21 protein-coding genes and 1 tRNA gene are annotated in these 23,435 nt (G+C 58.2%); 11 read left to right on the forward strand and 11 right to left on the reverse strand.

Annotated features, from left to right (window positions below):
* Positions 1 to 15: 15 nt before the first annotated feature.
* On the reverse strand, positions 16 to 3,093 hold the full coding sequence (locus GNX71_RS12985; RefSeq protein ID WP_206178694.1) for a plasmid replication protein, CyRepA1 family: 3,078 nt from the start codon (positions 3,091 to 3,093) through the stop codon (positions 16 to 18).
* 391 nt (positions 3,094 to 3,484) lie between these two features.
* Here GNX71_RS12985 and GNX71_RS12990 point away from each other — a divergent pair, with 391 nt between their 5' ends.
* The 5 genes from GNX71_RS12990 (at position 3,485) to GNX71_RS13010 (ending at position 8,087) form a co-directional block, all read left to right on the forward strand.
* On the forward strand, positions 3,485 to 4,585 hold the full coding sequence (locus GNX71_RS12990) for a site-specific integrase (protein ID WP_206178695.1): 1,101 nt from the start codon (positions 3,485 to 3,487) through the stop codon (positions 4,583 to 4,585).
* 47 nt (positions 4,586 to 4,632) lie between these two features.
* The gene (locus tag GNX71_RS12995; RefSeq protein ID WP_206178696.1) at positions 4,633 to 6,630 is read left to right on the forward strand and encodes an AAA family ATPase; all 1,998 of its coding nucleotides are present in this window, start codon (positions 4,633 to 4,635) and stop codon (positions 6,628 to 6,630) included.
* Between the two features lie 14 nt (positions 6,631 to 6,644).
* A complete protein-coding gene (locus GNX71_RS13000; RefSeq protein WP_206178697.1) occupies positions 6,645 to 7,373 on the forward strand; it encodes an FRG domain-containing protein in 729 nt (242 codons plus the stop codon).
* A gap of 48 nt (positions 7,374 to 7,421) precedes the next feature.
* Positions 7,422 to 7,649 carry a protein L gene (locus GNX71_RS13005; protein ID WP_206178698.1) on the forward strand — a complete coding sequence of 76 codons (228 nt, stop codon included), beginning with the start codon at positions 7,422 to 7,424 and terminating at the stop codon, positions 7,647 to 7,649.
* 174 nt (positions 7,650 to 7,823) lie between these two features.
* The gene (locus GNX71_RS13010; RefSeq protein WP_206178684.1) at positions 7,824 to 8,087 is read left to right on the forward strand and encodes a hypothetical protein; all 264 of its coding nucleotides are present in this window, start codon (positions 7,824 to 7,826) and stop codon (positions 8,085 to 8,087) included.
* A gap of 740 nt (positions 8,088 to 8,827) precedes the next feature.
* Here the strand turns inward: GNX71_RS13010 and GNX71_RS13015 are convergent.
* The 5 genes from GNX71_RS13015 to GNX71_RS13035 all read right to left on the reverse strand — a co-directional run bounded on the left by GNX71_RS13015 (position 8,828) and on the right by GNX71_RS13035 (position 13,905).
* Positions 8,828 to 10,858 carry a DUF3732 domain-containing protein gene (locus GNX71_RS13015; RefSeq protein ID WP_206178699.1) on the reverse strand — a complete coding sequence of 677 codons (2,031 nt, stop codon included), beginning with the start codon at positions 10,856 to 10,858 and terminating at the stop codon, positions 8,828 to 8,830.
* The gene (locus GNX71_RS13020) at positions 10,855 to 11,337 is read right to left on the reverse strand and encodes a three component ABC system middle component (protein ID WP_206178700.1); all 483 of its coding nucleotides are present in this window, start codon (positions 11,335 to 11,337) and stop codon (positions 10,855 to 10,857) included. Before GNX71_RS13020 ends, GNX71_RS13015 begins: the two co-directional genes overlap by 4 nt.
* Positions 11,334 to 12,560: an ABC-three component system protein gene (locus GNX71_RS13025; protein WP_206178701.1), complete on the reverse strand. Its 1,227-nt coding sequence runs from the start codon at positions 12,558 to 12,560 to the stop codon at positions 11,334 to 11,336. Before GNX71_RS13025 ends, GNX71_RS13020 begins: the two co-directional genes overlap by 4 nt.
* Before the next feature lie 547 nt (positions 12,561 to 13,107).
* Positions 13,108 to 13,608, reverse strand: a complete 501-nt coding sequence (locus GNX71_RS13030; protein ID WP_206178702.1) for a hypothetical protein — start codon at positions 13,606 to 13,608, stop codon at positions 13,108 to 13,110.
* A gap of 27 nt (positions 13,609 to 13,635) precedes the next feature.
* Positions 13,636 to 13,905, reverse strand: a complete 270-nt coding sequence (locus GNX71_RS13035; protein ID WP_241027255.1) for a helix-turn-helix transcriptional regulator — start codon at positions 13,903 to 13,905, stop codon at positions 13,636 to 13,638.
* A 174-nt stretch (positions 13,906 to 14,079) separates the two neighbouring features.
* On the opposite strand from GNX71_RS13035, the gene GNX71_RS13040 reads away from it, so the two are divergent.
* Together GNX71_RS13040 and GNX71_RS13045 are read left to right on the forward strand one after the other, a co-directional pair.
* Positions 14,080 to 14,478 carry a hypothetical protein gene (locus GNX71_RS13040; protein ID WP_206178703.1) on the forward strand — a complete coding sequence of 133 codons (399 nt, stop codon included), beginning with the start codon at positions 14,080 to 14,082 and terminating at the stop codon, positions 14,476 to 14,478.
* Positions 14,475 to 14,975 (forward strand): hypothetical protein, encoded by a 501-nt coding sequence (locus GNX71_RS13045; RefSeq protein ID WP_206178704.1) that lies wholly within the window; start codon positions 14,475 to 14,477, stop codon positions 14,973 to 14,975. The genes GNX71_RS13040 and GNX71_RS13045 overlap by 4 nt, the downstream gene beginning before the upstream one ends.
* A 65-nt stretch (positions 14,976 to 15,040) precedes the next feature.
* Here the strand turns inward: GNX71_RS13045 and GNX71_RS13050 are convergent, their stop codons facing one another.
* Positions 15,041 to 15,385, reverse strand: coding sequence for a hypothetical protein (locus GNX71_RS13050; RefSeq protein WP_206178705.1), 345 nt, complete (start codon positions 15,383 to 15,385; stop codon positions 15,041 to 15,043).
* A 465-nt stretch (positions 15,386 to 15,850) separates the two neighbouring features.
* On the opposite strand from GNX71_RS13050, the gene GNX71_RS13055 reads away from it, so the two are divergent.
* Positions 15,851 to 15,924: transfer RNA gene (locus tag GNX71_RS13055), tRNA-Gly, on the forward strand.
* Between the two features lie 251 nt (positions 15,925 to 16,175).
* Here the strand turns inward: GNX71_RS13055 and GNX71_RS13060 are convergent.
* The gene (locus tag GNX71_RS13060; RefSeq protein ID WP_206178706.1) at positions 16,176 to 16,601 is read right to left on the reverse strand and encodes a hypothetical protein; all 426 of its coding nucleotides are present in this window, start codon (positions 16,599 to 16,601) and stop codon (positions 16,176 to 16,178) included.
* A gap of 619 nt (positions 16,602 to 17,220) precedes the next feature.
* On the opposite strand from GNX71_RS13060, the gene GNX71_RS13065 reads away from it, so the two are divergent.
* The 3 genes from GNX71_RS13065 (at position 17,221) to GNX71_RS13075 (ending at position 19,115) form a co-directional block, all read left to right on the forward strand.
* Positions 17,221 to 17,583 (forward strand): hypothetical protein, encoded by a 363-nt coding sequence (locus tag GNX71_RS13065; RefSeq protein ID WP_241027256.1) that lies wholly within the window; start codon positions 17,221 to 17,223, stop codon positions 17,581 to 17,583.
* 513 nt (positions 17,584 to 18,096) lie between these two features.
* Entirely contained in the window at positions 18,097 to 18,381 is a 285-nt protein-coding gene (locus tag GNX71_RS13070) for a hypothetical protein (protein WP_206178708.1), read from the forward strand.
* A 515-nt stretch (positions 18,382 to 18,896) separates the two neighbouring features.
* Complete coding sequence (locus GNX71_RS13075; protein WP_206178709.1) at positions 18,897 to 19,115, forward strand: hypothetical protein; 219 nt, start codon at positions 18,897 to 18,899, stop codon at positions 19,113 to 19,115.
* Between the two features lie 19 nt (positions 19,116 to 19,134).
* Here the strand turns inward: GNX71_RS13075 and GNX71_RS13080 are convergent, their stop codons facing one another.
* The 3 genes from GNX71_RS13080 to GNX71_RS13090 form a co-directional block, all read right to left on the reverse strand.
* Positions 19,135 to 20,706: an ATP-binding protein gene (locus tag GNX71_RS13080; protein WP_241027257.1), complete on the reverse strand. Its 1,572-nt coding sequence runs from the start codon at positions 20,704 to 20,706 to the stop codon at positions 19,135 to 19,137.
* Entirely contained in the window at positions 20,703 to 22,205 is a 1,503-nt protein-coding gene (locus GNX71_RS13085; RefSeq protein WP_206178710.1) for an ATPase domain-containing protein, read from the reverse strand. Before GNX71_RS13085 ends, GNX71_RS13080 begins: the two co-directional genes overlap by 4 nt.
* 155 nt (positions 22,206 to 22,360) lie before the next feature.
* Entirely contained in the window at positions 22,361 to 23,182 is an 822-nt protein-coding gene (locus tag GNX71_RS13090; protein ID WP_206178711.1) for a ferritin-like domain-containing protein, read from the reverse strand.
* Positions 23,183 to 23,435 lie beyond the last annotated feature (253 nt).

Consider the following 23,435-nt stretch of genomic DNA (forward strand, 5'->3'; position numbering starts at 1 on the left):
GCGAGTGCAGCCCGTTCAAACCTCGGACGGCTGCACATCTTTCCTTGCTGGTCTGTCCAGCGGATCGCTGGTATCGGCGGGATTTCCTGGAGTGGATACCGCCTCGTCCGGCAACGCTTCATAGTCTCGCCGCGCGCGCCAAGACTCCGATTGATGCGGATCCTTGTGTACGTCAACCCAATCGGAAACTGTCCGAAGTCGATCGGCATCGAGACCATAAAAGTAGCGTTTCGTCTTGCCGCTTTGTTCGATCCGCCGTTTCGGAAATGAAAGGCCTAGCCAGGCCAGTAGATCCTGCAACTGGCGAATGGGTTTCTTTGCTACGTCCGCTCGCACCGGCATGCTGAAGTAGCGTTCGATCTGGACCTTTCGCTTCCGTACTTCCTCGGCGAATGCCCGCAGTTGAGCACTCTCGATCTCCACCTCCGCATCGAATACGCCGTCGCGCATGATGCTTGCTGTCGTAAACATGTCTACGAGCAGTTTTTTCTTCAAGAGAAGTTGCCCTTGGTCCGGCGCCAGCGCATGGGATTCCCAACTGTCCTTTTTTCGCAGCTCCTCATCGTTGTCCATCAGCATCTCGAAGCGCCGGACAGCTTCTCGAAGTTTTCCCTCGTCATCTGCCTCCAGCAGTTCGGGAGTGGCATCGCAGCGGTAGAACGCTTCGATCTCGTAGCGACGCATTGCCGGCTTGTCCGTATCCTTGAGTTTTTCGTTGCGCTCCGCAGTCTGCAGGGCTTCGTAGCGTGCGGTCATGATCTGCGGAGCCGCCAGAATCTGCTCGAACCTCTCGCGCTGCAATGCCTCCTTGCCCGCCTTGCCAACCTCTTTCCCTAGCTGCGCAGTGTCCCTGTCGACAGTCCCCGTCTCGATCTTCCATCCATTGCTCTGCCGGAGTTCGATGAAATTTTGACGCAAACGGTTCTTCGACGCTCGCTCGCTGGCGGTGACCGAGGCATAGACCGTGTCGTAAAGGTCGTCATAGACCAGCTTTCCGTCGCTCTTGATACTGAGCAGTTGTCGGTGTTCCGTGCCAGAGGCTAGCAATTCCGCTTTGATCGCTTCTTCGTCCGTTTCGAACTGAAACTCCTGCGGAGAGACCCACACGTTGACGCGTTTCGGGTTACGCACACGCGAGAGTTGCTGATCGATATCGAAGTGCGTGTTGATCCGTGCCTGAAAGAATCCATACACGGTATCGATCAACGGCGCATCGTCGTCGAACGTGATGTCGATGCCCGTTCCGAGCGCGGGCGATGTGAAGATCACGTCATAGTCCAGCGCCCGCGTCCGGATGTTTCTGACGATCGCTTGAATCTCTGGCTTCTGAGAGTTGTCCGAGGTGATCTTCAGCGCCTTGATGTTGGTACCGAATCGCGTCACCACTTCGCCTTCCAGGCGGTCAACGAATTCCTTCGAGTTGGAGCACACGAAGCAGCGCTCACCGCGCGCAAGACTACCGATTAGTTCCCCGGTCAGCGGGTCCGGCTTCGTGCCTTCGTAGAGGTGCACGGTGCGGTTGTCGGGTTGCCACCAGTTCAACAACACTTGAAAGCTGCGGTCGCGGTCGTCATCCAGCATGGCGTCTAGAACATTGATCGTGACGCGGTTCAAGTCGGCATCAAGAAGGTACAGCGCTCCCGCTTGCTTGAGGTAGTACTGAAACCGCATCAGCGCTTCTCGGCGATGCTCGCGCAAAGTCGCCGACAACAGATGCGCGATGACTTGCTCCACCTCGTCGATCACAACAATGTCGTAGTGATCGAACTGGGTGTTGAGCTTGTCCAAGCTGTCCACGCACACCGCGTAGCGACGGTTGGGAATGCGATAGTCCGAGCGCGGCGCGGTATCGTCCTCTTCGTCCTCGCGAGAAGCCAGATAGCTCGTCAGGCCGATCCGCTCCGCTGTGGATGAGATCAAGGCACGGCGGTGGCCGATCAGCAGGACCGACAGGTCGGTGGTCGTTGCGTCGTGGACCAACTGCTTGAGCCATTCTGTCTTGCCGCTGCCCTTCGGACTCTTGACGAGCGTGATTTCGGCGCGCGCCTTGAATTCGTAGCCGACGAGTTGCTCGCCCATGACCACACCCGACTGCGGCGGAACATGATCGAACTGTGGAAGTAGCTCAGGAGTCGCTTCGTCGTAAGGTAAGTACCGTACTTCGCTCCACTGGCGAACGCGCCCACCCAGAACGGCCGACATGTCGATGTTGCCGTAATGATCCATGTGATTGCTGTACTGCTCGTAGTTCAGCGCCAGGATCGAATCCCAGTGGTAGTCGAACCGGTAGGACGAATGTCGAACGCCAGAGCCGTCATCCACGAAGAAGGTTGCGTTGCAAGCACTGCACGACAAGCCCGGGACGTCATGGCGGTTGCGCAGGGTGAAAGCACTGGGTCGGTTGTCGATGTGTTGCGGGCAGAAGATGCTGGTGCGTGGGGGGAGATCGCGAAGCAATGTCGCTCCTCCATGCGCCGTTCGGACGGTCGTATCGGTAGCGACCGTGAGCCGAGAACGCACCGCACTGGGGATTCCCTTGTTGGAATCGCCGCCCGATGCCGAACGGGCACGGCTCTCCTCGGCGCGGACCTGAAGCGCCTCAACCTCGGTTGCGGGAAGGCACTTGCCGATGACGACTGGATGCGAATCCTTGGAGCCAAAAAACAGTCGGCACGGATCCTTGCATGCGCCGTCCGCACCGAATCTGACGATCAATCCGGTCAACGCGCGCTTCAACTCCTCCCCATCCGAGATAGGCGTTTCCAGCTCAAACACCACCCGGAAGCGATGGGCGTCGGGTTGATGGCTCGGCGTGGTGTAGAGCAGACTTCCATACTGCAAGAAATACGGGTCATTCAGCACGGTCTCGACGCTCAGGCCGTGATCGATATCCACGGCCAGGAAGCCGGAGACCGTGAAGTTCTTGGACGCTCGCCATCCACCATTGTGCTGAGCGCAGAAAGCGAATCCGTGGTCGATCAGCTTCGCGAGTTCCGAGGGGGTGACATCGAGGTTTTCGAACTGACCGTTGGCCTGCGCCAGTTCTTCACCGGAGGCCTTGTTGACGAGGTGACGGTTGATCGCGATCAGCATGTGCGATGGCCCTCGTGGTTGCCTCGATGGAATGGACTGGATTCCGGCTGAGCGTCGTCATGCAGCGCCGATGAGCGCGGTCGAGTGTCCGAATCTGGACAAGGGGTGGATTCCAACTTGGTGCGTTGGTCAGTGATGTGTGGGCGCATGCCTTCTCCGTTCTTCTCATCGTAATGATCGCCGAGTTCCGCGCGGCGGGTAGTGGACAGGTGACGACTGCTCAAGCGGGAGGCTCGGGTGTCGGAACTGAACGGAGGCTATGGCCGTCGTCAACCGTGTCCGCGGGTATTTATGCCGAGGACCAGCGGTACATCGAAAGCTGTTGTCCTGGGTAAAGACCGGAGGGATGGTCATTGGGAATTCACTACCGAACACCCCTGAAAGGCCTCCCATGTCGATCATCAAACGCGGCAACAGCAAGGTCTGGTACATCCAGTTCCAGATGAGCGGCAAGACCTACATCAAGTCGTCCAGAACAACGGACAAGAAGGCGGCGCAGCAGATCGAGACGGATTGGAAGGCTCGGCTCCACGCTGAACAGCATCTGGGTCAGAAGGAGCGAATCACGCTCAAGGCGGCGATGGCACAGTTTTGCGAATCGAAGGCTGGCACGCCGAACCACCGAGGGCTCGTCACGAGCACCAAGATCGTCACTCGCCTGATGGCTGTTAACAAGCCGCTGGCCGAAGTTACCTCGCACGAGCTGGAGCGGTTCAAGCGGGATCGGATGGGCGAAGGGGCAAGCGGTCAGACGATCCGCCACAACCTCAACCTGATCCGCAGCGCCTGGAAGTACGCGGCCAAGCTCGGCTACCGCACGGCCGAGCTCAACTTCCCTGAGATCAAACTGGCGAAGTCACCGCTGCGCTACCTGTCCGATGAAGAGGAACGGCGACTGCTCGCGTGTCTCGACCCGAGGCGAGAGGTCAAGGGGCTGCCTCCATACGAAGAGCGGATCCCGGAGATGAAGCGCAGCATGCAGGATGCGTACGACCTCGTCGTGATGTTGCTCGACACCGGCGCTCGCTACAGTGAGATTGCCAACATCGAGTGGTCACGGATTGACATGAACGACCGCACCATTCACCTCTGGCGTCCGAAGGTGCAGAACGAGGCAATTCTGTACATGACGGATCGGGTGTTCGGCATCCTCAGTCGCCGGGCGGGAAGCGCCGGTCGGTACATCTTCGAGAACAAGAAGGGAGGGCCGAGGGGGTACGCGAGTCTTGCGATCCGCAGGGCCCTACGGAAGGCTGGCCTTGCCGACAGCAAGATCCACACGCTGCGACACACGCATGCGTCTCGGCTGATTCAGAACGGAATGAGCGTCTACGAGGTGCGGGAGGTGCTCGGTCATACCGACATCAAAACGACGATGCGATACGCACACCTTGAAACTCGGCAGGTCACGTCGAAAGCACGCGATGTCATTAATCGACTGAATACGGGTGCAGCCCTAGAGATTTTAGGTCCACAACGTAATATGCTGTAAGCAGTAGTGACAGCCATTTAGCGTAATAACCGAGAACGGCAAGATACATGAAGCTCATCAAAGCAGAAGTCGGCAAGTTTCGTTCAATCAATACGGATCAGGTGGTGGACATTGATCCGGCGGTGACTGCCTTTGTCGGCATGAATGAGGCTGGAAAGACCGTTTTCCTAAAGGCGCTGCACAAGTCATTGGATGCCATGGGCGCAGAAAAATTCAAGACCGTGGATGACTACCCACGTAAAGACTACACCGGCTATATGAAGCGGCATGCCGCTGAACCAGATGTTGCGACCAAATTGACATATCAATTGGACGAAAATGAAGCGAAGGAGTTGAATAAACTCCTGCACGTTCAGCTAAAGAGTGGATTTGTATTTTCGATTCAACACAAATACAACAACATAAAAACCATTCTCCTACAAGTAGACGAAGCTTCCGCGATTGCGCAGCTGGCAACCACAGTTGGAATCAGTTCAGACGCAATTAGTACTGTTCGTAAAGCAGCGACATTGCGCGAGGCGGCTGAGAAGCTCGGCGAAATTGAGCGGACAGATATTGACACAGCGTTCCTGACAACCTTGCAAGCCAGGATAAAAAAAACTGATTGGACAAATGTCGTACAGTACGAACTCTGGCGAGAGTTAGATAAGCGTATCCCGAAGTTTTTATACTTCAGTGACTACGATTTGCTTCCTGGAAAATTGAATCTCGCTGACTTAGCCCAGAAAGTTCAGGCAGCGAAGGATGACCCTGATAACGCTGATACCCACATTAAGCCAAAGCATAAGGCCGTCCTTGCATTGCTACGCATGGCCGACGTAGAGCCTACTGATTTCACTGGCACTACTGGCTACGAGGAAATGAAGGCGAAGATTGAGGCTGTCTCGATTAGCCTAACAGATCAGGTCCTAGAATTTTGGAAACAGAATGAAGATCTGGAGGTTGAGGTAGACATTAAAGAAGATATCAAGGATGAATCTCCATTTAATAACGGTCCGAATCTCTATTTGCGAATAAAAAATCGGCGGCATCGCGGAGTTAGCACTCCATTCGATCAACGCAGTAGGGGATTCATCTGGTTTTTTAGTTTTTTGGTCTGGTTTGATAGTGTTCAGGACCATCTAGCCGCCCCTGGAACCGAGGCTCCTTCAAATCTCATCCTTCTATTGGATGAACCAGGTCTTGCGTTGCACGCCCTCGCCCAAGGCGATTTTCTCAAATACATCGACACCCTCGCCGAGCAGCATCAGGTTCTGTATACGACACACTCACCGTTTATGGTGCATTCAGACAGGCTGCATCAAGTGCGTATGGTCGAAGATAAAGAGAAAATAGGTACCGTAATTTCGGCAAATCTATCCGGTTCGGACGAGCGAACCATCTTTCCGCTGCAGGCGGCTCTTGGGTGGACAGTCGCGCAAAACCTCTTCATAGGCAAGCGCAACATTTTGGTTGAAGGCCCATCCGAGTTGACCTACTTGCAGGTGATGTCCGCCCTCGTTGAAGCTGGTGGCGGAGAAGGGCTGAGGCAAGACGCCACTATTGTTCCTGTAGGTGGACTTGGCAACGTCGTGACGTTTGTATCGCTTCTGGGAGCAAATGGTCTTAAGTTAGCAATTCTTCACGACTACAGCGGCAGTACTGATCAACGGCTGGATGACTTAATTCGTCAAAAAATCCTCGCACAAAAATCAGTGTTTAATGTCTCGCAATATCGAGATATAGAGAAGCTTGGCCAAAATACGGTTGCAACAGATATAGAGGATTTATTCGATCCTGCAATGTACATTGACTATTTTAACATTACTTACTCCAAACAGTTAAATGGCTTGGTGTTGAAGGTGTCAGATCTCCCGAAGGGGGATCGGATTGTCAATCGAATAGAGCGTTGGCTTGATTCCAAAGCGGTTAAGGTGCGGCCTTCTGGAGGCTTTAATCATTATGCGGTTGCAGCGAAATTTGGTGCAACTCCTCCAAAGACCATCGCCGTTGACGTGCAAAAGCGATTCGTCGCTTTATTCGAGTCTCTGAACAAGGCAATTTGAATTAACTGAACGTCATGGAAGATCTTGCTTTTCGCGGCGTCGAGTCGCTCGTTGCACATGCGGCCGCGCAGCCTCGCGGTTCTTTTATCTTATACCGCGGGCAATCTGTTGATCGTCCACTGCTACCCAAGGTGGCACGCAACTATCCAGATCATGACTCGACCGAGGCTGAAAAGAGACTTCTTTCAGAATTGAGGCAGCGCGGCAGCATGCTAATCGATTCCGAGATTGACGACTGGGATCTATTGTGCATTGCACAGCATCACGGGGCTGCTACCCGGTTACTTGACTGGAGCGCGAACCCTTTGGTGGCACTTTGGATGGCGCTAGCCGACACGCCTTCGAGCCACCAAACGCATGCCTACGTATACTCCTTTGAAGTGTCCAAGGCTTGGCTATTAGATAAATCAAAAGGTGGCCCTTTCAACACACGACGAACGCGTGTTCTTCAGCCTCCGCTAAACAATCATCGCGTGGCGGCGCAGTCGGGATGGTTCACGGCCCATCGATTCAATGAAGTATCGGATCGAACCGGTCGATGCTTTGTCCCACTGGAGTTACAGCGTGAATACCGGGAAAAAATATCGCGCTTCACCATTCCGATAGGAAGGCGGAATAGATTGCTTTTGCAGCTTCATAAATTAGGCATCGATGCGCAAACCATGTTCCCGGGACTTGAAGGATTGTGTCGCCACATGAGTTGGAGGTATGAGTGCGAGTTGGATAACGATGTGGAGATTTGAGAGGCTGCTTTTTGTTTTAATCAGCTTGTTGGATAACGGAGTATGTGAATGGCAATCTTTAAGTATCAACAATATTTTCAGCAAAGCAATCATCAAGCGTACGATGCAGTTCATACGCCAGGAACGCCAGCTCCCTACTCAGGTATTTATCGATGTGAAGGTTGTGGCGATAACGTCGCCTCAAATCATGGTGATCCTTTGCCACCTCAAAATCATCATCAGCATGCGCTCAATCAAGGCCAGATCCGTTGGCGCCTCATAGCCGCAACGCGCTGACGGGTGCTTTTCTACGCCCCATCCGCTTCTCTCAAAGCTCCTGATCTAGCCTTGGGAAGCGAAGGAAACTGCGGGAGGTGGTGCATCGGCTCGTGACTGGGCCGACTCTTGGGGAGGGTTGTCGGTCAGACCACCTTTGTCATGTCGATAAATACAGCCAGGAGGCGATACGACATGAACAACACCACACCCTGGAACCGACTGCAAGCCGTGCTCGACACGATGTTCGGCTTCACCCAACGAACGAGATCGACCGTCAAGGTCATCAAGCAAGGCTTTGACAACGTCAAACAGGAGCATGTCGTCCTCATTGAGTACAGAGCGCATGTGAAGCCACCGGGAGTGATGGCGACTGATCAGAAGCCATCGAAGCCGACCGAGCGCGCACCGATGGAATCGATCCGTGAGCTATTCGCTCACGACAAACGGCTGAGCTGAGCCAGCTCAGCCGCTGCGCCACTTTGAAGACCGTCCCACGAATCTGTCTACTGGGCAACGCATCGATGTGATCGAGACAGAGGCCATGGCCCACCCAAAAATCCCTGTACCCCAAAAATTGGGTCACCGCAGATAAGTGGTTCATGCTTTGTCTATATAAAAAATAAAACTGTTATCTCCGGGGCTCAGTTTTTCACCCCCATGTGGGGCCCCGTACCGTCCGGATTTGGGAGGCCCAAACGTCGATTTAATCGGTGGATTTACCCGGGGAAAACCCACTGACCCACCGGGACTACCTACCGAAATGACCCACCGTGGAAAGAGGGTCAAAAATCGATGGAAAGGAAGGTTCGGATCGTCCGGGCGTGACGACGATGAAGACCTTGAGGCTGGTTTCGGTGAGACCTGGTGCTGGTCCCCGAAACGGTCGAAGTGGAGAGGTTTCGACGGTGAGGTGAGTTCACATGCGGAGCATGTGATGACGAGTCGAATCGTCGGCCCGAAGGCACCCGTTGGGAAGCTGCCGTTCTGCCATTGAACTACACCCGCAGCAGGCGCGGATTCTACCGTCAGTCCCGATGGTCACCCGGTGGCGGTCTTCCAAGCTGGGACGGCTTCCATGACGACCCGACGGCTTTGAACTGTTCGAGAGTCTTCGAGACGGTCTCGCAGCGGTCAAGAGCGATCAGACATGACGGGGCGACTACAGGTGTCGGTCATCTTGATCGGGAGTGATCAGGTCAGTGTTCTCTACGCTTCCAGTCGCGAGGAATAAGCCCTTTCCCGGAGGCGCGTGTCCAGCGCTCCTTCGTGGCTGCAACATAGCGCGGGTCGTTCGGAAAATATGCGTGCTCCAGCAAGAGCACTTGAAGGTCGCTGCGCGCCGCAACTTCTTTGAAAAGAAAGTCAATGTGCTGTCGCATCGCCAAGTAGTCCTCATCGTCAGATCCGATGGACACTTCATCCGGGCGATCGTCTTCTGCGCTGACATCAGGCTCTTCGCGGTCGTCATCGCCTTCGCCGTCCGAGTCGCGTACTGCCTCGCCTTGGTTCGGAAAATACGGTCGACTCAGCTGATCCATCACGACTAAACCGGGTACAGGCCGGCGCTCCTTCTCGAAGTGCCGCTGTAAGCCAAAGGCCAGTGCCACGTGAACGGCAAGCCAGTTCTGATCCGAACCTGCATCCGCCATCGAAAGGACCGCGCCTTCGGGACCAGCCTCGATGATTTTCACCTGGGGGCCTTGTGTCGAAAAGATTAGCTCGGCGTCTACGCACGGCTCGACCTTGGGCAGTTTCGAGAATGCCTCAGAGGCAAACCTCGAGACTGCCGCCTCGGCTCGGCGCATGCGGATCTGGCGGTTGTCTGCGTCAACCAAGGCCTCGAGTTCGGCGATCTCTTCTTGTTGTTTCGTCAGGTCTTTTGCCGGCCGATGAAGTTGGTCATCGATCGTCTCCAAGAAGTACGACGCCTTGCCCCGAAAGTAGGCATGTATCTGGGCTAGATCAGTGAAACGCTTGGACTCTGCAATTTGACTCAACGCGGATGCGATGCCTGCATCGACCTCCCTGAGCATTCCGCTCAGTTCTTCCACGCGTTGGCTCAATTGTTCCGCCGCCGCACTGATCTGTGGCCGCAGAACCCCGACTGCACTCGTCTCAAAACGAATTGTCTCCAGGGACCGCTTCATCGCAAAAGCGAACTGTGCGCCTGTCTCTGTGTGAGATTCGCAAATTGGGCAAGTGGTAGGGACTTCAAGCAGATGGAGATGCTCTGCGATGCGCAGCTTTTCGTGCTGGCTCGTTACCGCAGATTCGTAGTCGTGCGACTCTTGCGCGGTTATGGCCACAGCACGGAGCTTCCGCTTCGTATGATTTAGCTCCTTCAGCATGGTTTGACGGCGCTCCTGCAAACTATCAAGCTGATCAGCACTCGGGTACTGCAGGACGCGCGAGGAAGGAGACAAAGCTCTGCGGAGCATTTCAACGAGTTGCGCCTCGTCTGCTGCATCTGGTGGCCCTTCCACTAGGCCAAGCTGCTGCGCCTCTCCCAGTAGCACCCGGGATCGCTGCTTAACCAAGCTGTCTTTCGTGCGACGTGCATCTTCGCGAGAAATATCGATCTCCAATGCTCTGCGAGCTAGTCGCAAGCGCCGCTCCGCTCCCGCTGTCGATTCTGTAACGACACCCAAGAAGTAAGGCATCGCGGAAATTATGTGCCAGGCCTTGCGGTTGTCATCGAGCCCGTGTAGCAGAACTGTCTCGCTGTCGATCACCTCCTTGGTGACGAAAACGTAGGGCGTGAAGTGGCGAAGTGTTGGCCGATCGCGCGATTCCCGCTCATGCGTGGCGGTTTCCACCTTCGGCATTGCATCAATTCCGAATGCCTGACCCAGTCTGGCCTTGCTGGCATCAACTGTTCCTCGCCCCTCAAATTGCTCTACGGTGCGAGGGACCCTAAGGTTGCGACCGGTGGTCACGAACATGTAGGCGTTTGGAGACTTGCCGACAAGAGGAACTTGGCGACACGAAATCATCTCGTCCCGGCCTTTGACCCACTTTACGCCGACAGCCATGCAGCGCCGACGCACGTAGACCGGCAACTGACATTCAGAGGAGCCAAGGCAATAATCCAGAGCTTTGATAACCGCAGACTTGCCCGTGCCTGATGCGCCTGTGATGACGTTCACTCTTCCGGGGTCCAGCTCGATCGCGCGAAATGTCCCTTCTTCACCGATGAAGAAGATGCTAGCGATGTTCCATCGCGTCATACCGAAACTCCCAATGCTTCCAAAACTGCTCTGGGAGATCCCATCGCGGCAGCCCATGCTCCAAGCATCCGAGCCCGTTTAAGTGCTGCGCCAGCAACACCGCCCGTTACCGAGGCGGGAATTTTTGTCAGGGAGGACTCCAGATCCCCATCGCCTGTCAGGCGCAGTGTTCCTGTGACGCAGCCAAACCTGATTGCCGCGGTGGTGATCTCTAGCGTCAAGTTGACTTTCTTTGCGAGCTCAGCAACGGCCCTCGGACTGCGATGCAGCCAGACGGCAAGGCCCGTATCTATATTGCAGCCCTCGAAGGTGTGGGCAAGTTCTTCTGAGATTGCGATGGGCACCACTAGGTAGATAAGCGCCGCCGCTGGGGGCCGTTTAACCGGTTGCGCCTGTTGATAGGAACGACAGAACTGGGCAAATACTACGCAGAAGAAGGCAGGGTTTGTCTCTGCGAAAACATCACGTGCGGTCATCATGGCTTCTTCGCGAGCAGCGCTTTATAGTCAGGGTGCCAGCCAACTTCTTGTTCGACGGCCAAGACTTGGTAGCTTCCTCGTACGTAGTAGGTCGTGCTCCAGTTGTGCGCGAAGGGTGGGATCTGCGCGTGCGCATGACTGTAGGACCACCTGAATATCTCCAGTCCAGAGACGCGTTTTGCATCCTCGGTGGCATTCGCATGCGTCTCCACCATCACGCAGTGTTTGTCCCTCCAAGCTTCGGCGAGGAGTTGGTCGTATCGATGGATGCGCACCGCCATGTCCACGCGCTCATTGAGCCATTTGTGGCGCTGAGACCGTGCTCTCCATTCCTCGCGCTCCGCTGCTTGAACCTCTCCATCGGTGCCCCCCACCAGTTGAAGCTGCCGAGCGATCATGGAGGAAGGGATATGGTCGCCAGGTGGGGTGACGAACTGGAAGTCGGCCAGAAGTTCATCACGCTCCAACTCACCGGCGATTTCTGCGACCTTCTGCTGAACCTCAAGCATCGAGATGGCCCGGTCTCGCTTATCGCAGAAAGAGTAGACGACCTGAAGGTCCCACCACTCCATGAGCTTTCCAGTGATGGCTTCTCTGCGCTCCGGAGGAAAGCTCTTCAACTCCTTCGCGATTTCCGTCGGGATCTGGATGATATTGCTGGCCGCGGGCTGGACCGTAATTCGAGAGAGAAACTTCTCCCGAAAGATGTGGTCGAGCTCCAGATACGCAGCACAGCTGGCGACGCGATCGGCATGCGGAACAGGATGCTTCCCCGCGGCTCTACCAGCCTGGTGTTCGTCTACTACCCGCTGGGCCTCGTCATGTAGCAGGGCTAAAAGGGTCGCGCGAGGTGACGTTGCGTCAAGAAGGACCTCCAGAGGACTTCCTGACGGAATCGGGGCTACCGTGACGAGCTGGAAGCGGGTGTTGTTGAGGCTCACGGCGGGGAGCACGTCGATCCACGCTTTTAGCGTCTTCCAAAGGGCGGCGGAGCTTAGCGTGACCGCCGCTGGCTTATTGCTCAACGAGTGCTTTAGCTGAGATAGAAGCGATTGCCCGTTCGTGAGGATCTCAACGTCGTCAAGACGCTCAAGACATACGGCAGCGTCGTCCTGAGACGCTCTTACGATGGACAGGAGCCCGTACAGCGATTGGTAATAAAAACCCAATGCCGAACTGACGGCGGAGTGGCTTCCGTCGTCGATGTATGCTGCAGAACTCAAACTGTCCCTCCTGTTCCGCCGCACTGTTTAACGCGGCTGCCCGTCTTTAGGTGTGACCTTGATGGCCAAGGCTAGCACTAATGGCTACAAACTGTAGCAAATCCTATCTGGGACTCCCTTTGAATGCCGCGCAACAGATCCATCCCGTGTCATCAATCGGGGCGAGCCCGTCTTTTCGCGGGCCATGGCGGCATCGGCTGGGCTGCTCTCTTTGATGAAACTCTTGGGCTCGAAGGCGAACGGCTGCGTTCGATGCGGCACTTCTACTGAAGCTCAGGGCCTATGCCTGTAGAGCCCGCAACGGCGCGCGTTTCCAGCAATCGACTCTGGCTCGGTACGACTTCTCTTACCGATCAGCGGCCAATCCATCGGCTTTGATCGCACGACCAGCCGAGCTTGGGCGTCCGGCGTGGGACCACTTCCTCGACATCTCGACGGTTTTGAACGAGTTGAGAGCGATCAAGACGGTCTTGCAGCGGCCAAGGGCGATCGAACACGAGGGGTGACTACAGGGTCAGTCGTCGTGATCTAAAGCGATGGAGCGTGATCAGGCGGGGAAGTCCGTTTGCACCAACCCTCGCACAGTTGCCCAACCAAGAATCAGTTGCCTAAGTTCGCCAACCCGCGACTCAGCAGGCCGACGACCGTTGCGTACTTGGAGAGTGGCACCGTTGTCGAGCAAGTAGTTTCCAAAAGAAAGGTCGTCCGAATACGCATTCGGATCGTGGTAACCCGGGTTGAGCCACTGAACGAAAACTTGGTATTCGTTCTGAAAGAAGTGATCGAAGGTTTGCCGAGCTTCGTCCCGATACTGAGCTGAACACAGGACGATGCTGGGCAACGCGCCACCCAACATTTCTTGTATGGGCATCTTCCTCTCTTCGGGAGATCCGCTCACGAGAAACACGCTGACCCACTGAGCTTTGTTCAGGTAAAGCTTACGCTCGTGTTTACCAGTTCGGACATCGGCATCAAAGAGCGTGTGCCACGTTTTCGTTTTACCCGTATTGCGGTTACCGAGCACTGATACGAAAAGACGATCACTCATTTGATTCCTTGAATTTCCCGACGGTCTCTACAGACCTGCCTCGATCAGAAGCTCACTCATCGTGACCCCCAAAGCGGCGGCCACCCGCGACAACGTCAGGACAGCGACGTTGTTATCCCCTCGTTCAACACGCCCAACATAGCTGCGATCTAGCTCCGCAGTCAGGGCGAGCTTTTCCTGCGAAATGTCGCTCGCTTGACGAATGCGCCGAATAGCCATGCCTAGGGCCACTAGCTGTGGATCTTGGCGGTGGCTGGACAGGTTTGGCACCCCCTGATCGTTGCGGATATGATGCATATGAAGCCACGGTCCATGTACCGCGATTGTCGTTGAATGTATCGAAGAACGCCGGGAAAGTGAGGGAGCCGGCTACTTGGACGGCATCGCGACCACCGGTCGTGGTTCTGATGCGAGGTTCGCCCTCGCGTCGAGGCGCATATCAAGTCAATGCATCGAGGAGAACTTCAATCCATGAGAACCGTCTTCACCGTGGCTGCGGCCATCGGCATCGTTTCGCTTTCAGGGTGCTTCGAACCCAAGAAGGTCTATCAAGAGGTAGCCCTATGTGCAGAGCCCATCAAGATATCGGCCTGCGCGGCGGGAACGCTGTACCCGACCTGCACCATCGAAAACGAAGCTCAGGTTGCGCTGTCGGGCAATATGAGCGCATGGTCATATGACAAGGATGGCACTCAGCTCGGCTCACCCGTGATGCTTTCGACCCGTGGGTTAATGCCCGGTCAGAAGAAGCGGCTTGAACTGATCGCTGACGGTGGGAAAGACAACATCGCCAAGATCGTCGTGTGTTCGATGGACCCACAAAGCGTGCTCATGAAGGGGCGGGTCGTTTCGGTGGGGAAGGCGCAATGAACACCATCAACGGGATCCCGTTCGAGCAGGCAGTTCTGCAGTGCAGAACCTCGGAAGAGCTGTCGACCTTGGTCAGGGGCTTCCAGATGGGCGAAAGGGAGTTGGACTTCTACGAAGACCGACTCAATCACCTGATGGACCATGAGGCGATGGACCTCTATGAAGACGATGCGAGGCAGAAGGCGGAGGAATTCGTCACACGCCTCTACGGCCGTGGGCATCCTGATTTCGATCGTATGGTTGTAGAAAGAACCAAGATTGAGACGGAAACCGAATGGTCCATCCGACAAGGAATCGACGCAGCGGTGAAGGCGGATACGCGTCGTATAGAACGTGAAGACGACCATCATCGGAAACTGATCGATAGCATCGACAACGTCGCGGACACGGTGGAGGAATCCAGTGCATATGCGCAGGGCAAGAAGCTGGTGAATCGCCATCCGTTTTTGACGGCTCTGATCGGACCGACGATCATCAAGAAGCTCTTCGGGCGCTGATACGACGACGGCCCAGTACAAGACTGGGCCGTTCACGGTTGAGGAGGCGCGCCGCCTCCTACCAATCATTCTCGCCGCGCTTTAGCCGAGCTAGCGACGAGAAATTCGTCCAGTTCCCCTCGCTCACACGCATGCATCGCCGCGCGGTAGAAATCGGTCACAGCGTACGTGGAGTCGAACTTCATGTACGTCGCTCCTTCTGCAAGAGGCATGAATTTCGAGCCGTTGCGCAGCCACGCAACACACTTTTTGAGGCCGGACCCATTTTTCTCCTCCAGTATCTCGAACCAATCTCGGGAGGACGGCTTTGTCGACAATTTGTCAAGGCGCTTGATCTGCCCTCGGATGCCGTTGATGAAGCGCTTGCGAAGTTCGGGCATCGGATCCAGTTTTCTGTGTGGCCAGTTCATGCTGCTGCTCCATGAGCATGCGTTGGCGCGAGGGTCGTGGTGGTGTTTGCTTTCATTGAAAACTCCTTTCGTTGGATGACTCAACCGGGGTTGAGATGCGCCGTGAATCGGTGCATGGAAAGGAGTGTTCCCGCACGTGCCATGTATTAACAGGTACTGGAAAAATAGCCTATTTGGATTGTTAAGAAAAGGGCGGCGCATGTTGTGGTGCCTTGCAAAAATGCCCGTGATCTGGAAGAAGCGGGCTCACGCGCTCAATAACCATCGGTCATGTCCAACCAACTCCCGATCAAGATGACCGACACCTGTAGTCGCCCCGTCATGTCTGATCGCTCTTGACCGCTGCGAGACCGTCTCGAAGACTCTCGAACAGTTCAAAGCCGTCGGGTCGTCATGGAAGCCGTCCCAGCTTGGAAGACCGCCACCGGGTGACCATCGGGACTGACGGTAGAATCCGCGCCTGCTGCGGGTGTAGTTCAATGGCAGAACGGCAGCTTCCCAAGCTTCATACGAGGGTTCGATTCCCTTCACCCGCTCCATCTCTTCGACCCCGACAACAACCCCTTTCTCAAGCGCACACGGCCAATTCCGGCTGGGGCATGGCCATGTCGAAAGCGGCACCCCGGCACGCAAAAAAAGAAGCCCGCAACGAGGCGGGCTGAATGGCCCGTACTTGCGTGGGGCCGGAGGGAGGAACCCGTCGCAGCAGGAAGCGACGGGCAGCACCATCATGGGCGCCGAATTAGGAGACTTCTGGGAGGAGTCGGCTTGAAGCCCTCGTTCCGGTCCTTCACGGCCATGGCTTCTTCGCGAAGTAGCGATCCTCGTCCGTGTACCCGTCGAGGTCGACCAGATCGCCGGATTCGGGCGCGCTGACATCGCTGAGCGACAGCGCGGACACGATCTGGCGCATGACGGACGGCGGTGCCTTGTTCAGGACGACGAAATGAACCTGCCCGGGCGCGTCTTCATTGAGCAGGATGTCGATATAGGGCAGGGCGGCGCCATGCGGGCCCATTCCGAACCAGGTTTCACGTTCGTCACTGGTCGCGTCGAGTGGTGACTGGTGCCGCGTCCAGTTCACTTGCGGGAACAGTGCCGCCAACTGCTCCTTCACTTCGCCGACCGTTCCGAGCGGCTCGGCGAGCATGCGCTCCCAACGCGTCATCGGCCCGCTGCCTGCGGGCGCGCGGTAAAGATAAAAGTGAAAGCTCATCGTCATTCCTCGCAACGCCAGGGGACCGGCTGGGCAGGGCAGGTGGTTGTCGCCGCTGCAAGCATTGTGAAACGCAGCGTCGGCAGGCCAGAACCGTTCGGGCAAAAAAATACCCGCCGAAGCGGGTTCGAGGAGCCCCTGTGGGGCGCTCTAAGGACGAAACAGAGAGCTCTTCTTCTATGCGGCCCTGTTGCGTGACAGCCCCTCGATCGTCGGTGGAGTGGTTGTTATGGGCTGTAAGCCAAAAATAGGCTGTTCGCGTAGGACACACTTAAAAACGTGAAGTATTTGGCAGGGGCTGAGGGTTGCCGAGCGGAGGATGCGTCTGAAGTGTCGGTCTCGTCTTACAGAGGTGGCTTGTGCGAAGCCCTAGATTTTGCGAACTCGCTTCGAACTGCGAGTTCTCTGTGTGTGACAGCACTTAAAGAGATTCAACCCAGCCTGGTGCTGGGTTTTTTTTGCCTCTGGCGTTCCAAACGGCTGTGAATTAATGCCACTTCAGGCCATCAAGTTTGTGTAATTGTGTCTTGTTGTGCCTTATGTCGCAGATCAACATTCCCAACGTGCGGATCGCTGCAGCACACTCTTTTCAACAAAAAAGAGGTGTCTCATGGGAGTTATGAATGAACTGTCACCTGAGGTGGGCACATTCGTGTGCCGCTTCAGCATCCCGATCCGGCTTGATGAAGATCGGTTCCAGTATTTCCCCGTCGTAGGGGTTTTTCGCAGCATGCCGTTCGACCAGGTCGATCGATGGGTGATGCGGCCGGACGGCCGTGCGCGCACCGATCGCGAACTGGCGGCCGAGGTTCTTCTCGAGTTGCGCCGGCCGCTCGGCTCCACGGGCAAGACGGCTTCGCTTCAGTTCGGCATCACCGAAGTGCTCGAAGTGGCTCGGGCCGCGGCCATCATCGTGTCGACGTTCCTGGCCGAGCTTCCGCGCGGGGCGGAGCGGGAGCTCGAGAGCCAACTCGCGGGTTAGACCAGACGGATCGGCCCAATGAAAAAGCCCGCACGAGGCGGGCTTTGGAATGTGGTCGTGAACTCTCACGCGGTCCACGGTTACGGCAAATGTTCAATTGCGGAAGCCACCCTGTTGTTTTTCTCGTCGCAGTGACTTCGACGCGCCGGTGTGAGATTCGGCTTGCCTGGCCAGGCAACACCCGGAGCAAGTCCGGGCGAAGGCGGATTGTACCAGACGCCACATTTGTGTCCGGCAAGGAACGAAATCCGCGGCGGCCCCAGATATTTTTCGCCTGCTGCTGCTTTTGCAGGCACCGTGTTGCAGGCCACGCCAGGCAACGATCCTGAACGCTTCACACATGGTTTTCCACAACATTGTCCCCATTGAAAATGGAAAACCTGACATGGCCATGTGCTAGGGGGAAAAATGCAGTTGTTTCAGAAACCGGGGTAGGCGCGCGCTGACAGACTTCATGCGGCCTGCGGGAGGAACATCATCTCCTGACCGCACTCTTGCGGCAAGGAGCATGAAATGACCTTCGACTTCTTGTTTCGTCCCAGCCATGCCGCATACCTCAAAAGGGCTTCGGCATTGCTCGAGGAAGCGCAGATGGCACGCATCGAACACCAGGCGGCCGCGGAGCACCACAGCGCATTGGCGCGGATGTACGCCGAGCGTGTCAGGCGGCTCGAGAACGAGCTTTATCGGCAACCGCGTGGCGCGGAGCATGGGCCTGCCGATGTCCTCGCGGAAGATCGGCCGCAGCTGTATTCGCTGGATGGCAGTCGCAAGCCAGGCCTGACCTCTGCGACTTGAGTCCACGGAGCCTTCCTTCAGATCGGTTGTCTCTATCCCGCGCATGAATATTGCCAACTCCGCGGGGAGTGCAAACGCGGCACCATCAGGACTCACTGTTTGTTGGAGAGTCGCATGAAGACGTTCAGAAAAGTCATTGGTGGGGCCATCTCGCTGGCCGGTGCGGTGGTGATCGTTGCGCAGCATTTGTGAGAGGCCTTGAAGAAACCGCCGCGGCGGGGCGATGAACAGGTTCGATCAGAAAGGCTGTCGATTGCAGGTGACTTTCGGCACTGGCGGGTGACCGGGCGCTTCACTAATCTTGTTACCTTGATTGCGAGGACGGGCAACCGGTTTTCAGCCCGGCTTAAGGTTGGAGAACGATACTGAATCTTGACGGTCTTCCGGCGTTGGTAGAGGTCGCTTCTGCATCTGCTTTTGCACCCGCTCATCGAGCGGTTCCTCGAGGCTGAAGGTCGTCAAGATTTCTTTTTCCGCGCCCCGCATCTCCATCAAGCGTTCAGGGATTCAAGAAGATGCGCCATACGTTGTTGCACTACCTCTCCACGCAGCGATTGCCCGCCACCGTCGCGGGTGCGCAGGGCATTGCCGCAGTGCAGGCCCTGCTGCAGGAGGGCTGCGTCAAGGCGGTGCTTCCACAGACGCGCTCCGCCGAGGCCGGCGTACCCGTTGCAACGGTCACCGAACTCACCAGGCTCGGCCACCGCGCGCTGCGCCGGTTCAGCGGCGCGTGAAACGACGCTTGGCCTTCAGCTAGCGTTGCGCCAGCCGCCGCAGCGCCACCGACAACTCCTCCATATCGACGGGTTTGAGCAAGTGATGGTCGAAGCCGGCCTGGGCAATGCGCGCCCGGTCGTCCGGTTGGCCCCAGCCCGTCAGTGCGACCAGCGTCAGTCCGCGGTGCGCCGGGTCGGCGCGAAGCCTGCGGGCCAGTTCGCAGCCATCCATTCCGGGCATGCCGATGTCCAGGATCGCCAGCGATGGACGAAAACTGTCCGCCGCCTTCAACGCCTCGACGCCACTGAACGCCACGGCGGTGCGCGCCCCGAGAAGGCCCAGCAGCGCCGCCAGCGACTCCGCCGCATCGCGGTTGTCGTCGACGACCAGGATGCTGTGCCGCGCGATGGCTGCTTCGGTGGAGGGGACGGCGTTCTTCTCGGCCCCCGCATCGTGCGCGATCGCCAACGGCAACGTCACCACGAATTCGCTGCCCTGGCCCAGCCCGTCGCTCTTCGCGCTGACCGTGCCGCCATGCAGCTCCACCAGGCTCTTCACCAGCGTGAGTCCGATGCCCAGGCCCCCCTGGGCGGCCCTGGCCGTGCCGCTCACCTGCACGAACATGTCGAAGATCGACCCCAGCATGTCCGGCGGAAGGCCAGCCCCGTTGTCGCGGACGCGGACCACCGCATCCGTGCCGTCGCGCTCGACGAACACGTCGATCCGGCCGCCTTCGGGCGTGTATTTGGCCGCGTTGTTCAGGAGGTTGGAAAACACCTGCGTGAGCCGCACCCCGTCGCCTTCGACGGCCAATGAAGCATCCGGTGCGTGCACCTGCAACTGGTGCCGGCCGGCGTCCATCAGCGGCCGGCTGAGCTCCACGGCATCGCGGATCACCTGGTCGACCATCAGCTCGCCGAGCTGCAGTTCGATCTTCCCGCGGGTGATGCGCGAGACCTCCATCAGGTCGTTCACGAGCCGCACCATGTGGTCGATCTGGCGGCCCATGAGCTGGTAGTAGGGCAGTGCGGCCTCGGGCGTGAGCGTCTTGCGCGTGAGGATGGCGAGCGCGGTGCTCAGCGGCGCCATCGGGTTGCGAAGCTCGTGCGCCAGCGTGGCGAGGAATTCGGTCTTGCGCTTGTCGGCCTCGTTCAGGTCATTGAGGATCCGCCGCAGCTCGTACTGCCGTCGCCGGGCCCGCAAGGCGCTTCGCAGTGCGCTCACGAGCGCTGCCACGCGAATCGGCCGCTCCAGCACCGTGACGTTGGCCATGCCTTCCATGGCCACGGCAACGGCGCGCGAATCGGCGCCTTGCTTGGCCAGCACCAGCACCGGCAGGTCCGACCAGGGCGGCTGCATCGACACCGCGTCGGACAGGGCGGCTGCATCGTTGCCCGACAGCATTTCCTCGGACACCAGCACGGCGCCCGCGCCGAGGCCGATCTCCAGCACCAGTTCGTGCAGCGTGGCGCAAACCTTGGTCGCGATGCCGGCGCGTTCGAGCACGGCCGTCGCCATCACGGCGTCCTTCGACGTGGCCGTCCTGAGCAGGACGCGCAGTTGCGTGTCTTCGTGCGTGATCGTGGTGGTCGCCGTGTTCGTCGTCACGGCGGGGTGGCGCTGACGCCATCGATGGGCACCGGAATGCCGCTCAGGATGCCCCGGAAGTGGCGCAGGGGCTCGCCCACGTGCAGCCCGCGGCCGTCCATCCAGAAGTCGCGGATGGTCCGCTCGTGCGCGCTGCCGCGTTTCTTGAGCACCGAGATGGCCTGGCGGACCTCGCCCTCGAATTCGAAGTAGCGCAGCAGCACGACCGCATCCGCGAGGTAGCTGGCATCGACCGGCGTCTGCATCTGCATGCCGATCAGCCCATGCTGCGCGCCGACCAGCAGCGTGGCCACACCGGCCTGCCCGAGGTAGGTCAGCAGTTCATGCAGCTGGACGATGAGAAAGCGCTCGTCGGGCATGGCGTTGAGATAGCCGTTCAGGCTGTCGATAACGACGGCCTTGGCGGCATGCTCGGTCACGGCCAGGCGGATCTCGTGGACCAGCTCGCCCGGCGAGAGCTCGGCGGGGTCGACCTGCTTGATGCGCAGGTGTCCCGACGCGAGGTGAGGCTCCAGGTCCATCCCCAGGCCGGCGCAGCGCGTGCGCAGCGTGTTGACGCTCTCGTCGAAGATGAAAAGCGCGGCGCATTCGCCCCTCCGGGCGGCGGCAATGGCGAACTGCACGGCCACCGACGATTTGCCCGTGCCGGGCGCGCCGACGAACAGGGTGCTCGTTCCCTTCTCGAGGCCGCCCCCGAGCAGGTCGTCCAGTTCCGCGATGCCGCTGGGCATCTTGATCAGCGGTCCGCTGGTGGCATGTTCGGAGGCCACGAGCCGCGGAAACACCTGCAGGCCCCCGCGATGGATCTTGTAGTCGTGGAATCCGCCGCGGTACGACTGGCCGCGGTACTTGACGACCAGCAGGCGGCGCCGCGCCGAGCCGTAGTCCGAATTGAGCTGCTCGAGCCGCAGCACGGCGTGCGCGATGCTCTGCACCTGCAGGTCGTGCTCGGTGGCGGTCATGTCGTCGAGCAGCAGCACCGTGCATTGCCGGCCCGCGAAGAACTGCTTGAGCGCCAGGATCTGCCGCCGGTACCGCAGCGAAGTGCCCGACAGCAGCCGCAGTTCGGACAGCGAGTCGAAGACGATGCGCGAGGGCTTGAGCGTGTCCACGTCGCTGAGGATGCGCAGCGTCGTCTCGCTCAGTTCCACCTCCGAGGGGTGGAACATCGTGTACTGCTCCTCGGGGTGGAGGCTGTCCTGTGCGGGGAGCATCTCGCGCACGTGGATGCCCGACAGGTCCCATCCGTGGGAGTTGGCCACGCCGCGCAATTCGTTCTCGGTTTCCGAGAGCGTGACGTACAGGACCGATTCGCCCCGTTGCGCCCCCTCGAGCAGGAACTGCAGCGCGATCGTCGTCTTGCCGGCGCCCGGCGTTCCCTCCACGAGGTAGAGCCGGTGGGGCTCGAGGCCCCCGCCCAGCACATCGTCCAACCCCGGCACGCCGATGCCCAACAGGTTGTCTTGCCGTCCCCCGAGGCTTGATGCCTTGGCCTCCATCGTTGTCGCTCCATGAAAAATTCGGATACCAAATTCAATCATGCGGGCGCGAAAAACCCATGCAGGACAAGGCCGGAAAAACGGCCCAACCTTTGTCGGCGGGGACCGATTTTTCCCGTGATGCCCAGCGATGGGGAAGGTGCGGGGGTGAGGGGCTAGCGCAGGAACACGTGCTGCATGAACTGCTTGATCGGGTACTGGATCACCGTCTGCACCCGGGCCGGCAGCTCCAGCGGCCGCATCAGCATCTTGAGCGTGCTGCCGGCGCTCAGGTTGGTGCGGATGGTGCTGTTCATGCGTGCGCTCAGCCCCTGCACGTAGGCCGTGTCGTCGGCGCGGTGGGGTGCCCGGGCCTTCACGACGTGGCGGATCGCGCAGTCCGCATCCTCGCTCTTGAGCTCCAGCGTGCGCCGGCCGATGGTACCGATCACGCGGAAGCGGCTGAGTTTTTCCTCTTCGCGGTAGCGGCGGAAGAACCGGTAGAAGTGCTTGTAGTGGTTGACCTCGTCCGTCGCGATGCGGGTGGCCAGGTCGTGCAGCACGGGCTCATCGGTGGCGCGGGCCATGGCGCGGTAGTAGGTGGCGGTGCCGGTCTCGACCACGCAGCGCGCCGTCATTTCCAGGGCGCGGGTGGGAGCGAGCAGCTCGACCTTGCAGTAGGTCGCGTACTCCTCCAGGAAGCCGCGGTAGGCCGTGTCCCATTCGAATTCGGGCCACACGTGGCGCACATAGGCGCGCAGGGCCTGGCCATGCTGCAGCTCCTCGGGCTCCCAGTAGTTGGAGAGCCAGTCGGTGACTTCGTCGTCGCCGCGGAAGAAATCCACCAGGTTGTGCGTGTACAGGTCCGAGCCGCTTTCGATGAACGAGGCGGAGGTCACGAGGTAGAAAAGATTCTCGTCCGGGCGCACCTTGTCGAGCGCGATGCGCGAGAAATCGAGGTCCTCGATCTTCCAGTGTTCGGCCTCAAGACCTGCCATGCGGACTCCTTGATTCATGTTGTGCATATGAATAGGACGGGGCTCGCCGCGTTTGGTTCGGCCGCGCGGGCGCCAGGGTGCATATTAGCCGCGGCGCCCCGATCATGCCGTTGGCCCCGGGCCTGCCCGGGCTCCATGGGCAAACCTATAATCGTTTGTTCAAGCAAATCAAGCAGTTAGGTCGGTTCGACGCAGTGGTTTCGACGAGAGGTCGCCATCGCCAGGCCGCCCTCGACAGAAGACGAAATCCAAA

Origin of the sequence: Variovorax sp. RKNM96, from assembly GCF_017161115.1 — a bacterium.
Taxonomy (GTDB): Bacteria; Pseudomonadota; Gammaproteobacteria; order Burkholderiales; family Burkholderiaceae_C; genus Variovorax.